Consider the following 11,083-nt stretch of genomic DNA (forward strand, 5'->3'; position numbering starts at 1 on the left):
ACCATGAGTGACGAAATCAAGACAACCGCCGAAGCCGCCGAGGCCGAAGCCATCCCCCGCCGTCACGAGGTCCACGCCGACCCCAACGCCCGCAACGCCGCCGACCAACCCGTGCCAAAGGGCGTGCAGAAAACGCCTGCAGCCAAGAAAAGTCCGGCGCAATGGGCCTATGAGCGGATCATCATGTATCTCAAGAATTTCGAGGAAAGCCTCGACAATGAACATGAGGCGGCGATGGGCTTTGCCGGGGGCGAGGTCGGCGTGATGCGCATCGAGGGCATGGGCTATTTCGATCCGGACATCATCACGTTCTACGGTAGCGACCCGACCGGGTCCAAAACCCAGCTTGTGCAACATGTCAGCCAGTTGAACGTGATGCTACGGGCCTTGCCCAAATCGGTGGAACAGGCCGAGCCGAACCGCATCGGTTTCCGGCTGGCCCAGGACCTCGAAGACGGCAGCGCCTGACGGGCGCATATCGCAACCCGGCCCGCGCGCCAAAGACGCAGTGACAGGCTGCGCCAGATGCGCTAAAGCCCGGCCAAGCCAACAGAGAAGGAAGCGGACATGTCGGACCACAAACACGGCGAGATGGACACAAAGACCCACGAAAAGACCTTTGACGCGTTCATGCAGTGGACGACATGGTCGGTGGTCGCGATTCTGGTGCTGATCGTCGGCATGGCAATCTTTATCAGCTGATCCCAGCCTGACCTGCGAGCGTGGTGGAGTGCGGATGATGCGTGTTTTTGCGGTTTTGGCTGTGGTTCTGGCCCTTGGTGCCTGTGCCGAAGCCCCTGCAATCCCCTATGCGTCGGATGACCGCGTGGCCGCATCGGCCTACCGCGCGCCGGGGCCTAACACGATGACGTTGATGACCATGGTCAGCAACCGAAACGGCAAGGGCGCGCATTCGGCCCTGATGATCAACGGCGCGCAACGGGTGATCTTTGACCCGGCAGGGTCGTTCGTGAACGAACGTGTGCCCGAGCAGGAAGACGTGCTGTATGGCGTGACGCCTGCCGTGCTCAAGGGCTACAAGAGCGCGCATGCGCGCAGCACGTTTCACGTCGTCTCTCAGACCGTGGAACTGACCCCCGAACAGGCGGCGGTTGCCTTGCAGTTGGTGCAGACAAACGGGGCCGTGCCGCGCGCCTTTTGCACCAATGCCACCACCTCGCTGATGCAGCAGATCCCCGGATTCGAGAGCATCGACGTGACGTTCTTTCCCACCAACCTGATGGAGCAGATGGCCGCCTATCCCGGTGTGGTGGAAGAGAAGTATTTTGAAGACGATGATGGCACAATCGTGGACGGTGTCGCCGGTATCGTGATCCCGGATTGACGCTGTGCGGACGCTGTTTGCCCTTTGGGCAAAGACGCCCCGCCCACCGTCCCGTCAGCCCAGACCATAGACCAGTGCAAAGAGGGTGATCGCGCCTGCGCCGATGGCGGCAAAGACGTTTCTGGTCCAGATGCCCACGGCCAGTGTGATAATGGCAGCGGCGATTCGTGTCGGCTCCGTCTGTCCGTCTTCGCCGGAAAAGACCACCAGTGGTGCCACCAGCGCGGGCAGGATCGCAACAGCCGTGTAGCGCAGGTGGCGCAGCAGCCAGTCGGGCAGGGGACGGTCACCGACAAAGCCTAGGAAGGTGAAGCGCAGCAGGAAACTGCCTGCGCCGAGGCCGAAGATGACGAGCCACAGTGTGTCTTTGTCGATCATGGCGCGCGCCCCTTGAGCCACAGTTCGGCCTGTGCGCCCGCCATCATCCCAAGTGCGCCAGCCACGATCAGGCCAAGCGAATAGGGGATGCTTGCCGCCAGGAGGCTGACCACCACCGCCACACCTGCAGCGATCAGGTGCGGCAGCGTGCGCATCATCGGGGCCACCATCGACAGGAAAGCAATGGGCAGGGCAAAGTCCAACGGGATGCCCGGTGGCAGCGACGTGCCAAGGGCGGCGCCGGCATAGCTGCATGCAAACCACACGATCATCACCAGCGTACAGGTGCCAAAGAAGTAGGCCATGCGTTGCGGCACCGTCATCTCTGGCACAGCGTCGAACTTGGCATGGCTGAGCGCATAGCTCTGATCGACCAGCAGGTAGGCCGCAAAGATCCGTTGCCACAGCGGGGCTGTGCCCAGAAACGGCGTCAAGGCCGCGGAATACATCGCCACCCGCAGGTTCACCGCCAATGCCGAAATCAACACGATCACAGTGGGCGCTTCGTCCTGCATCAGTTGCAGCGCGGTGAATTGCGCCGCCCCCGCGATCACCACGATCGAAAAGCTCATGACCTCGAACACGTTCAACCCGGCCTCTGTGGCCAGCACGCCGAACAGCATCGCAAAGGGTCCGGCCACCACGACAAAGGGCGCTCCGTCGCGAACGCCGGCCCAAAAGGCGGATTTGGTGGTGGTGGTGGACATGCACGCGCCTTAGATTGAATGGCACCACACGTAACCATCACACATCGGGGATGCAATTGGCTCAAGACACTGATTTGGACGGTTACCTGATCGCCCCCGATCCCGCGGCCACACGGCTGACGCGGCCTGTGCAGGGCCACGACCAGACCGGCGCGCCCGTGGACCTGTCCGTGGTCGAGGAACGGCCCCTCACCATCTTTCTCAACGCGCAGGAAATCGTCACCGCAATGACCATCGGCGACTACCCCGACTACCTCGCACTTGGGTTTCTGCGCAATCAGGGCATGTTGACCGCCGACGATGAGATCACGGGCGTCGACTATGACGAAGAACTGGACACCATTGTCGTGCGCACGGCCCGCACCACCAATCACGAAGACAAGCTGAAGAAAAAGACGCGCACCAGCGGTTGCGCCGTCGGCACCGTGTTCGGTGACATGATGGAAGGGCTGGACGATGTGCGCCTGCCGCCCACCCCGGTGCGGACCTCATGGCTTTATGCGCTGGCGGCCCGGATCAACCGCACGCCGTCGCTCTACCTGCAGGCGGGGGCCATCCACGGCACGGTCCTGTGCCAGGGCGATCAGCCGCTGGTCTATATGGAGGACGTGGGCCGTCACAACGCGGTGGACAAGATCGCGGGCTGGATGATGGCCAATGACGTAACCGCGGATGACAAGATCCTCTACACCACGGGGCGACTGACCTCTGAAATGGTGATCAAGACGGCGATGATGGGCATCCCTGTGCTTGCCTCCCGCTCGGGCTTTACCGCCTGGGGGGTCGAGATTGCACAACAGGTGGGTCTGACGCTGATCGGGCGGATGCGCGGCCAGCGTTTCGTTTGCCTCAGCGGTGAAACCCGCCTGATCCGTGACATCGACCCATCAACCGTCCCGGACGAGGGCCGCAAGAGCGGGCGCAAAGGGGCGCGCACATGATCCCGCCCGTCGGCATCATCCTCGCCGGAGGGCAGGCAACCCGCATGGGCGGCGGTGACAAGGGGCTGCGCACGCTGGGCGGGCAAACCCTGATGGATCATGTGATGGACCGGCTGTCGCCACAGGTGTCGGACATGGCGCTCAATGCCAATGGCGACCCGACCCGCCTGCGCCACCTGAACCTGCCGGTGATTGCCGACAGCGTATCGGGCTTTGCGGGTCCGCTGGCAGGTGTGCTGGCGGGGCTCGACTGGGCCGCTGAACAGGGGGCGGACACCATCGTGACGGTCGCCGCTGACACGCCGTTCTTTCCCTGCGACCTCGTTCCGCGCCTGCAGTTGGCAACCGAGGGGATGACACACCCGCTTGCGCTGGCCGCTACACCCGATCCGAAACGCGGCATGGCCCGGCACCCGACCTTCGGCCTCTGGCCCGTGGCGCTGCGTGATGACCTGCGCGCGGCACTGGACCAGGGCGTACGCAAAGTTGTCCAATGGACTGACACGCACGGCGCCCGCACCGCGTCCTTTCCGGACGAGGCCGCATTCTTCAACATCAACACACCCGACGACCTGACCCGCGCCGAGGCAATGCTATGAACATCTACGGCGTCGTCGGTTGGAAAAACGCAGGCAAAACCGGCCTGATGGAACGGCTCGTGACCGAGATCACCGGGCGCGGCCTGTCGGTGTCCACGGTCAAACACGCGCACCACACCTTCGATGTGGACCATCCGGGCAAGGACAGCCACCGCCACCGCGTTGCGGGCGCCACCGAAGTGTTGCTGGCCTCGCGCAACCGCTTTGCTCTGATGCACGAGCTGCGCGATGCCCCTGAACCGACGCTGACCGACCTGTTGACGAAACTCTCGCCCGTCGATCTGGTCCTGATCGAAGGGTACAAACGTGACACCCACCCCAAGATTGAGGCCCACCGCGCCGCCACCGGCAATCCGCTGATCGCGCCGGATGATCCCACCATTCAGGCCGTGGCCAGTGACACCCCCCTGTCGCTCGACCGGCCCGTGTTCGACCTGAACGACACGCGCTCCATTGCCGATTTCATCCTGCACCAGGTGGGGCTGTGATCATGGCCGAACCAATGCCGGGATTTGACAAGGTCATCATCGTCGACTGGTCCGCCTCAAAAACCCCGTCGCGGGTGACACCGTCGGCCGATGCCATCTGGATCGCCGTGGCCGAAAACGGCACCACAACCTGCACCTACCACCGCACCCGCGCCGATGCGGTCCAGACCCTGTGCCGACACTTCGACGCCGCACTTGATGCCGGTCAAAGGGTGCTGGCCGGGTTTGATTTTCCCTTTGGCTATCCCGCCGGATTTGGCCGGGTTGTCGCGGGGTCGGATGACCCGCTTGTCCTTTGGGAAACGCTCGCGGACCGGATTGAAGACGCGGACAACAACGCCAACAACCGCTTTGACGTGGCGCGCATGTTCAACCGTCAGTTTCCCGGCGTTGGCCCGTTCTGGGGCTGTCCCGAAGGTCTGGCAGACGACGACCTGCCAACCAAAGGTACTGCGCGCCACGGTCACGGTCTGCCGGAACGGCGGCAGGTCGAGACGCGCATCGCCTCCGCTCAACCCTGTTGGAAACTCTTCACTACCGGGTCTGTCGGGTCGCAGGCGCTGTTGGGGATTGCGCGGTTGCAGGGGCTGCGCGCGCGATACGGCGCTACGCTGTCGGTCAGCCCGTTCGAGGTGCCGGACACGCCGATTGTCCTGGCCGAAATCTATCCCTCGATGCTGGCCCCGGATGTGGCCGCGCGGCAAGGCCCGGACGAGATCAAGGACCGCGCGCAAGTGCGCGTGTTGGCGGATGCTTTTGCTGGGGTGGCACCGGACGCGCTCGACGCGATGCTGCGCGAAGGTGACCGGACAGAGGGCTGGATCCTCGGGCTTGGTCACGAGGACGTCCTGAGGGCCGCTCTTGGCGATGCACCGGTGCCGTTGCGCAATGACTGTTTTGCCTTGCCGCCGGGTGTGGATTGGACGCCTGTGGACACCGCGCTGGCCGATTTGCGCGCGCGTCTGGGCCCGGTTGTCGGGCAGGCAGACGTGGCTGTTGCGGATGCTCTGGGCCGCGTACTGGCGCGCGATGTGGTGGCCCGCCGCGCGCATCCACCCCTCGCAAACACGGCGGTGGATGGTTACGGATTTATGAACGGCAGGGGTCCGGGACCCCACCAGATATCGCTTGTGGCCGCAGATATGGCGGCAGGCGCGGTGCCGGACACCGCTGTCCCCGCGGGGACAGCCATCCGCATCCTGACTGGTGCGGCCCTGCCACCCGGCGTCGACACCGTGATCCTGCAAGAGGACGTGAGCGTCGCGGATGGCGCTATCCGCTTTGTCGGTCCCATCCGGCAGGGGGCCAACACCCGCAAGGCGGGCGAGGACGTTCAAGAGGGCGCTGTGGTGCTGTCTCGCGGGCGACGTTTGACCGCTGCCGACCTTGCACTGTTGTCGGCGGTGGGCGTGGCCGAGGTGGCGGTTCATGCGCAGTTGCGGGTGGGGGTTTTGTCCACCGGTGACGAACTGGTACCTGCGGGGGCTGTGGCGCGGCCCGGACAGATCCACGATGCAAATCGCCCGATGCTGATGGGGCTGATTGCCCAGATGGGGCATGTTCCCGTTGATCTGGGATGTGTGCCGGACGACCGCGCGGCTTTGCGTGCGCGGCTCGACGCGGCGGCGGGTGCGCAGGCGGATGTGATCCTGACCAGCGGTGGCGCATCGGCGGGGGATCATGACCACGTGTCGGCCCTGTTGACCGAAGCGGGCGCAATGGCGCTCTGGCGTATCGCGATCAAACCCGGTCGCCCCTTGGCTCTGGGGATGTGGCAGGGCGTTCCGGTCTTTGGCCTGCCGGGCAATCCTGTGGCGGCGATGGTGTGCACCCTGGTGTTTGCAGGCCCGGCGCTGGCGCAGATGGCAGGGGCCGCGTGGCGCGCACCGCAGGGCTTTGATGTCCCCGCGGGGTTCACCAAGTCCAAGAAGGCGGGGCGCCGCGAATACCTGCGCGCACGGATGCGCGACGGGCGTGCCGAGGTCTTTGCCTCCGAAGGGTCCGGGCGGATCAGTGGTCTCAGCTGGGCCGAGGGGCTGGTCGAATTGCCCGACGCCGCCGCAGAGATCGCGCCCGGCGATCCGGTGCGTTTCATCCCATGGGGCGGGTTCGGGATCTGATGTGACTTGGTGGTCTGGTGGGCGCGGTGGTTCTAGTCGAACGTGCCGGCCACACGTCCCAGCAACATGAACGCCCGTGCGGTGCGTGTGTCGCTCAGCGCGGACACTTCGGCATCGGTTGCGGTTTGGGCAAAGGCTGAAATCGTCTTGTCAAAGCGGCGCAGGAAATGGTGCGCGGCATCGCGAAAGATCGGGTCCTGTTTCATCCGGCCCGCCGTCAAGGCCAGTGACGACCGGTCCCGCACGCCGCCAAGTGCTGCGACCGGACGCCCGCGCGCGCCTTCGGCGAACTGGCGCCAGATTTCGGGACGCGCCCGGTCGGGACGCAGGTCATCCATATAAATGCCGTCCTGGCTGAGCAGGGTCAGGATGTCTTGCGCGGCCTGGATCAGCTGCGCAGTCTCGCGGTCCCGCATGGCCTTGCGGAGGGCGGCAAAGCCTTCTTCGTCTTCGGCGGTCTCGGGAAAGTTCAGCGCGCGGATGAAATATTCCGTCTCAAGCGGCGGCGCGATCTCTTCGGCGGTGGTGCCGAGGGCGAGGGTCGGTTGATCACCGGTTTCTTCGGCTGTGAGCGCAGCCGACGCACGGGCCGGAGCCGGGTCGTCGCGGCGGCTGGTCTGGAACGTGGCAAGTGCCGTTTCGGTGTTGCGTGTGGCGGCGGCGATTTCATCGAGCTTGCGCGCAACCGATGGTTCGTCCGAGATGTTGCGACCCTGGTTTTGCGCGATATAGGCCTGCCGGATGGCGTCAATGGCGGCTTGGAGACGTTGGCTTTCTTCGCGCATGACGCGGGACGAGCGCGCGGCGGTCGCCGCCACCCAAATCATCGCCACAGGCATGAACACCGCCAGCATCGTGATCAGAAAACGCAAGCCTTCGCCGGTGGTGGCCGTGTCCTCGCCCGACAGCATGAAGTAGGCGGCAGCGCCCACAAGCCAGATGGCCGACATCACAAGCGCCGCCACCTCGATCCCGGTGACGCCGCCCTGTCTGGGCTTGTCATAGATCCCGAGCGGTGTCGGGCGTGACTGTGATGCGGATTTGTCGGCCATGGCCTCAGCTATAGACGATTTTCAGCACTTCATAGGACTTTTCACCGCCGGGTGTCCGCACCTCGACGCTGTCGCCCTCTTCTTTGCCGATCAACGCCCGTGCGATAGGCGATTTAATGTTCAGAAGTCCCTTTTCGATGTTGGCCTCGTATTCGCCAACGATCTGGTAGGTCTTTTCTTCGTCCGTGTCCTCGTCCACCAGCGTGACGGTTGCGCCGAATTTGATGGCGCCGGACATCTTGGAGGGATCGATCACGTCGGCCAGCGAAATCACGCCTTCGAGTTCCTTGATCCGGCCCTCGATGAAGGACTGTTTTTCCTTGGCCGAATGGTATTCGGCGTTTTCGGACAGGTCGCCATGTTCGCGTGCTTCGGCAATCGCCTTGATGATGGCGGGCCGTTCTTCGGTCTTGAGATGTTTCAATTCCGTTTCCAGTGCGGTCGCACCGGCGCGGGTCATTGGGATCTTTTCCATCTGCGTCGTCCTAATTGCGAGCGGCGGCCCCGCAATGGGAGCCGCCGGTACATGCGATGGACGATACCTGACCCAATGGGGCGGGGGAATGCAAGTGGATTTGCATGGGGGCGCTGCCCCCGGCCTGCGGCCTCCCCCGAGGTATTTGATGCGAAAGGAAGGGGTCAGTCGTATTGCACCACTTCGTATTCGATGCCGTCATGGTCATGAAAGTAGAACCGTTGGCCGGGTTCGTAATCGTAGTGTTCGCCCGGTTCGAACCCTGTGGCGACAACCCGGTCGCGCATGGCGGCGATGTCGTCCACAACCACCGCGATGTGGTTGAGCCCGCCGGTGGTGGTGTAATTGTCCTCGCGCGCGGCGAGGCCACCGTCCTTGGGCACGTAAAGTGCAAGGTAGTGGGTGTCGGTGCCCACATGGACCGAGTAGCCCACATCGCGCGAGCCACCTGTCCAGCGGACATGCCAGCCAAAGAGGTCGCACATCCAGCGCGCGGTCGCATCAGGGTCGGTGACAGTGTAGTTGGTGTGTTCGAGGTGTGCGGTCATTGCGCTTTCCTTTTGCTGTGGTCTGGGGGTAGTGTCCGACCTCAAGTCAACTTGAGGTCAAGGACTTTTTTGGATGGGTGTTTCAGAAGGTTTGAGCATTGGCGATATTGCGGCGCGGACGGGCCTCGCGGTGTCTGCGATACGGTATTACGAAGACGAAGGTCTGGTGGCCCCGTGGCGTAATGCAGGCGGGCGTCGCCGGTTCCAGCGCGCGGACATCCGGCGATTGAGTTTCATCATGGTGGCGCAGCAGTTCGGTTTTACCCTGGCCCAGATCAGGGTCGAGTTGGACCGGTTGCCCCGGCACCGTGCGCCGACAAAGGCGGATTGGGCGCGCATCAGTGGGACGTTTCGGGATGGGTTGAACGACCGCATCGCGCGGTTGGAAAAGCTGCGCGATACGTTGGACGGCTGTATCGGCTGCGGGTGTCTGAGCCTTGAGGCATGTGCGCTGTATAACCCGGCGGATCAGGCCCATGGATATGGCAAGGGGCCGCGTTATTTGCTGGGGGATGCGCCGGCGGGGCAGGAATCCGTATAACGTGTCGTCGTTTCGTGAATTTTTTCTGGATTTTTTCACGACAGCAAGGCACGAAGTTGCGCAACGGGCAGCTGTAAGCTAGCGACGGGAAAATTTGCGCGTGTGCGCAGGAGCGAAAAGGGAGCCGCCGGATATGGCAGAGATCGAACGCGAAGCGATGGAATATGATGTGGTGATTGTTGGTGCGGGGCCTGCGGGCCTGTCGGCAGCCATTCGCCTCAAGCAGTTGGATGCGGATCTGAACGTGGTCGTTCTGGAAAAGGGGTCCGAGGTCGGCGCGCATATCCTGTCGGGGGCTGTTCTGGATCCGTCGGGGTTGGATGCGTTGATCCCGGATTGGCAGGAAAAAGGCGCGCCGTTGAACGTGCCGGTCAAGGACGATAGCTTTTACATGCTGGGCGAGGCGGGTCAGATCCGTATTCCCAATTTCCCGATGCCGCCGCTGATGAACAACCACGGCAACTACATCGTGTCGATGGGCAATGTGTGCCGCTGGATGGCCGAGCAAGCCGAAGAGATGGGCGTCGAGATTTTCCCCGGCATGGCCTGTTCCGAGCTGGTCTACGGTGACAATGGCGAGGTGAAGGGCGTTGTGGCGGGGGTCTTTGGCCTTGAGGCGGACGGGTCCATTGGTGAGGGCACCGAGCCGGGCATGGAGTTGCACGGCAAGTACGTGTTCCTGTCCGAGGGTGTGCGTGGGTCGCTGTCGAAGGAAGTGATCGGCAAGTACAACCTGTCGGCGGGCAAGGAGCCGCAGAAATACGGCCTTGGCATGAAAGAGATCTGGGAGATCGACCCGGCCAAGCACCGCGAAGGGTCTGTCACGCACACGATGGGCTGGCCTCTGGGGTCCAATGCGGGCGGTGGGTCGTTCATCTATCACCTTGAGAACAATCAGGTTTACGTGGGCTTTGTTGTTCACCTGAACTACAAGAACCCGCATCTGTTCCCCTACATGGAATTCCAGCGGTTCAAGCATCACCCGATGGTTGCGGACCTGCTCGAGGGCGGCAAGCGCGTGGCCTATGGCGCGCGTGCCATTTCCGAAGGCGGATACCAGTCGATGCCCAAGATGGTGGCACCGGGTGTGGCGCTCTTGGGTTGTTCGGTGGGTATGGTCAACGTGCCGCGGATCAAGGGCAACCACAACGCGATGCTGTCGGGCAAGGCCGCAGCCGAGGCCGCATTCGATGCGATCAAGGCGGAGCGGTCGGGTGACGAGCTGACGGCCTATGAGGCCGAGGTGCGCACGGGCGCGATTGGTGCAGACCTGAAAAAGGTGCGCAACGTCAAGCCGTTGTGGTCGAAATACGGTCTGGTTGCGTCGCTGGTTGGTGGCGGTCTGGACATGTGGACCAACACGATGGGCTTTTCACTGTTCGGCACGTTGGGGCATGGCAAGAACGATGCGGATGCCACCGATGCGGCCAGCAAGCACACGGCGATCGATTATCCGAAGCCGGATGGCAAGCTGTCCTTTGATCGGCTGACCAACGTCGCCTTTAGCTTTACCAACCACGAAGAAAGCCAGCCTGCGCACCTACGTCTGACGGATGACACGGTGCCGGTGGGTGTGAACCTGGCCAAATACGCGGGCCCTTCGGCGCGGTATTGTCCAGCGGGCGTGTATGAGTTTGTCGAGGAAGAGGGCAAGGACACGCGCTTTGTCATCAACTTTCAGAACTGCGTGCACTGCAAGACCTGTGACATCAAGGATCCCAGCCAGAACATCACCTGGACCACGCCGCAGGGCGGGGATGGGCCGAATTATCCGAACATGTGACCCACGGGCACACTGCAACACGGAACGCCGGGCCATCGTGCCCGGCGTTTTGTCGTTTTGCGCGCCCGTTTGCAGATATGATGACCATTTCGCGAGGCCGCGTTGC

14 protein-coding genes are annotated in these 11,083 nt (G+C 63.1%); 9 read left to right on the plus strand and 5 right to left on the minus strand.

From position 1 onward, the window contains the following. Window positions 1-3 precede the first annotated feature (3 nt). The 3 genes from Q0936_RS08570 to Q0936_RS08580 all read left to right on the plus strand — a co-directional run bounded on the left by Q0936_RS08570 (window position 4) and on the right by Q0936_RS08580 (window position 1,345). Entirely contained in the window at window positions 4-468 is a 465-nt protein-coding gene (locus tag Q0936_RS08570; RefSeq protein ID WP_299141856.1) for a DUF6173 family protein, read from the plus strand. Between the two features lie 99 nt (window positions 469-567). Then, on the plus strand, window positions 568-702 hold the full coding sequence (locus tag Q0936_RS08575; protein ID WP_299141853.1) for an aa3-type cytochrome c oxidase subunit IV: 135 nt from the start codon (window positions 568-570) through the stop codon (window positions 700-702). A gap of 34 nt (window positions 703-736) precedes the next feature. Further along, entirely contained in the window at window positions 737-1,345 is a 609-nt protein-coding gene (locus Q0936_RS08580; RefSeq protein WP_299295231.1) for a hypothetical protein, read from the plus strand. Window positions 1,346-1,399: 54 nt separating this feature from the next. Here Q0936_RS08580 and Q0936_RS08585 read toward each other — a convergent pair whose 3' ends face one another. Further along, window positions 1,400-1,723 carry an AzlD domain-containing protein gene (locus tag Q0936_RS08585; protein ID WP_299141848.1) on the minus strand — a complete coding sequence of 108 codons (324 nt, stop codon included), beginning with the start codon at window positions 1,721-1,723 and terminating at the stop codon, window positions 1,400-1,402. Then, on the minus strand, window positions 1,720-2,430 hold the full coding sequence (locus tag Q0936_RS08590) for an AzlC family ABC transporter permease (protein WP_299295229.1): 711 nt from the start codon (window positions 2,428-2,430) through the stop codon (window positions 1,720-1,722). The genes Q0936_RS08585 and Q0936_RS08590 overlap by 4 nt, the downstream gene beginning before the upstream one ends. Before the next feature lie 50 nt (window positions 2,431-2,480). On the opposite strand from Q0936_RS08590, the gene Q0936_RS08595 reads away from it, so the two are divergent. Genes Q0936_RS08595 through glp form a run of 4 tightly spaced genes read left to right on the plus strand, consistent with a single transcriptional unit; the run spans window position 2,481 to window position 6,578 of the window. Continuing rightward, window positions 2,481-3,371 carry a formate dehydrogenase accessory sulfurtransferase FdhD gene (locus Q0936_RS08595; protein WP_299295227.1) on the plus strand — a complete coding sequence of 297 codons (891 nt, stop codon included), beginning with the start codon at window positions 2,481-2,483 and terminating at the stop codon, window positions 3,369-3,371. Continuing rightward, the gene (gene mobA / locus Q0936_RS08600; protein WP_299295225.1) at window positions 3,368-3,970 is read left to right on the plus strand and encodes a molybdenum cofactor guanylyltransferase MobA; all 603 of its coding nucleotides are present in this window, start codon (window positions 3,368-3,370) and stop codon (window positions 3,968-3,970) included. The genes Q0936_RS08595 and mobA overlap by 4 nt, the downstream gene beginning before the upstream one ends. Then, complete coding sequence (mobB, locus tag Q0936_RS08605; RefSeq protein WP_299141830.1) at window positions 3,967-4,458, plus strand: molybdopterin-guanine dinucleotide biosynthesis protein B; 492 nt, start codon at window positions 3,967-3,969, stop codon at window positions 4,456-4,458. Before mobA ends, mobB begins: the two co-directional genes overlap by 4 nt. Before the next feature lie 2 nt (window positions 4,459-4,460). Further along, complete coding sequence (gene glp / locus Q0936_RS08610) at window positions 4,461-6,578, plus strand: gephyrin-like molybdotransferase Glp (protein WP_299295223.1); 2,118 nt, start codon at window positions 4,461-4,463, stop codon at window positions 6,576-6,578. Window positions 6,579-6,610: 32 nt separating this feature from the next. On the opposite strand, the gene Q0936_RS08615 is transcribed toward glp, so the two are convergent. The 3 genes from Q0936_RS08615 to Q0936_RS08625 form a co-directional block, all read right to left on the minus strand. After that, complete coding sequence (locus Q0936_RS08615) at window positions 6,611-7,630, minus strand: hypothetical protein (protein ID WP_299295221.1); 1,020 nt, start codon at window positions 7,628-7,630, stop codon at window positions 6,611-6,613. 4 nt (window positions 7,631-7,634) lie between these two features. Next, window positions 7,635-8,105 (minus strand): transcription elongation factor GreA, encoded by a 471-nt coding sequence (gene greA, locus Q0936_RS08620; protein ID WP_299141822.1) that lies wholly within the window; start codon window positions 8,103-8,105, stop codon window positions 7,635-7,637. Window positions 8,106-8,269: 164 nt separating this feature from the next. Then, complete coding sequence (locus tag Q0936_RS08625; RefSeq protein ID WP_299295219.1) at window positions 8,270-8,653, minus strand: VOC family protein; 384 nt, start codon at window positions 8,651-8,653, stop codon at window positions 8,270-8,272. 73 nt (window positions 8,654-8,726) lie between these two features. Between Q0936_RS08625 and soxR the strand changes: the two genes are divergently transcribed. Together soxR and Q0936_RS08635 are read left to right on the plus strand one after the other, a co-directional pair. After that, the gene (gene soxR / locus Q0936_RS08630) at window positions 8,727-9,194 is read left to right on the plus strand and encodes a redox-sensitive transcriptional activator SoxR (protein ID WP_299295217.1); all 468 of its coding nucleotides are present in this window, start codon (window positions 8,727-8,729) and stop codon (window positions 9,192-9,194) included. A 133-nt stretch (window positions 9,195-9,327) separates the two neighbouring features. Beyond that, the gene (locus tag Q0936_RS08635; RefSeq protein WP_299295215.1) at window positions 9,328-10,977 is read left to right on the plus strand and encodes an electron transfer flavoprotein-ubiquinone oxidoreductase; all 1,650 of its coding nucleotides are present in this window, start codon (window positions 9,328-9,330) and stop codon (window positions 10,975-10,977) included. Window positions 10,978-11,083 lie beyond the last annotated feature (106 nt).

Source organism: uncultured Tateyamaria sp., from assembly GCF_947488715.1.
Taxonomy (GTDB): Bacteria; Pseudomonadota; Alphaproteobacteria; order Rhodobacterales; family Rhodobacteraceae; genus Tateyamaria.

What these genes read in the sequence shown, in the direction of transcription:
- Q0936_RS08625 (WP_299295219.1), bottom strand. Translation starts at nt 8,653, where the DNA reads ATGACCGCACACCTCGAACACACCAACTACACTGTCACCGACCCTGAT.
- Q0936_RS08635 (WP_299295215.1), top strand. Translation starts at nt 9,328, where the DNA reads ATGGCAGAGATCGAACGCGAAGCGATGGAATATGATGTGGTGATTGTT.
- glp (WP_299295223.1), top strand. Translation starts at nt 4,461, where the DNA reads ATGGCCGAACCAATGCCGGGATTTGACAAGGTCATCATCGTCGACTGG.
- Q0936_RS08575 (WP_299141853.1), top strand. Translation starts at nt 568, where the DNA reads ATGTCGGACCACAAACACGGCGAGATGGACACAAAGACCCACGAAAAG.
- mobB (WP_299141830.1), top strand. Translation starts at nt 3,967, where the DNA reads ATGAACATCTACGGCGTCGTCGGTTGGAAAAACGCAGGCAAAACCGGC.
- Q0936_RS08570 (WP_299141856.1), top strand. Translation starts at nt 4, where the DNA reads ATGAGTGACGAAATCAAGACAACCGCCGAAGCCGCCGAGGCCGAAGCC.
- greA (WP_299141822.1), bottom strand. Translation starts at nt 8,105, where the DNA reads ATGGAAAAGATCCCAATGACCCGCGCCGGTGCGACCGCACTGGAAACG.
- Q0936_RS08590 (WP_299295229.1), bottom strand. Translation starts at nt 2,430, where the DNA reads ATGTCCACCACCACCACCAAATCCGCCTTTTGGGCCGGCGTTCGCGAC.
- Q0936_RS08615 (WP_299295221.1), bottom strand. Translation starts at nt 7,630, where the DNA reads ATGGCCGACAAATCCGCATCACAGTCACGCCCGACACCGCTCGGGATC.
- Q0936_RS08595 (WP_299295227.1), top strand. Translation starts at nt 2,481, where the DNA reads ATGCAATTGGCTCAAGACACTGATTTGGACGGTTACCTGATCGCCCCC.
- mobA (WP_299295225.1), top strand. Translation starts at nt 3,368, where the DNA reads ATGATCCCGCCCGTCGGCATCATCCTCGCCGGAGGGCAGGCAACCCGC.
- Q0936_RS08585 (WP_299141848.1), bottom strand. Translation starts at nt 1,723, where the DNA reads ATGATCGACAAAGACACACTGTGGCTCGTCATCTTCGGCCTCGGCGCA.
- Q0936_RS08580 (WP_299295231.1), top strand. Translation starts at nt 737, where the DNA reads ATGATGCGTGTTTTTGCGGTTTTGGCTGTGGTTCTGGCCCTTGGTGCC.
- soxR (WP_299295217.1), top strand. Translation starts at nt 8,727, where the DNA reads ATGGGTGTTTCAGAAGGTTTGAGCATTGGCGATATTGCGGCGCGGACG.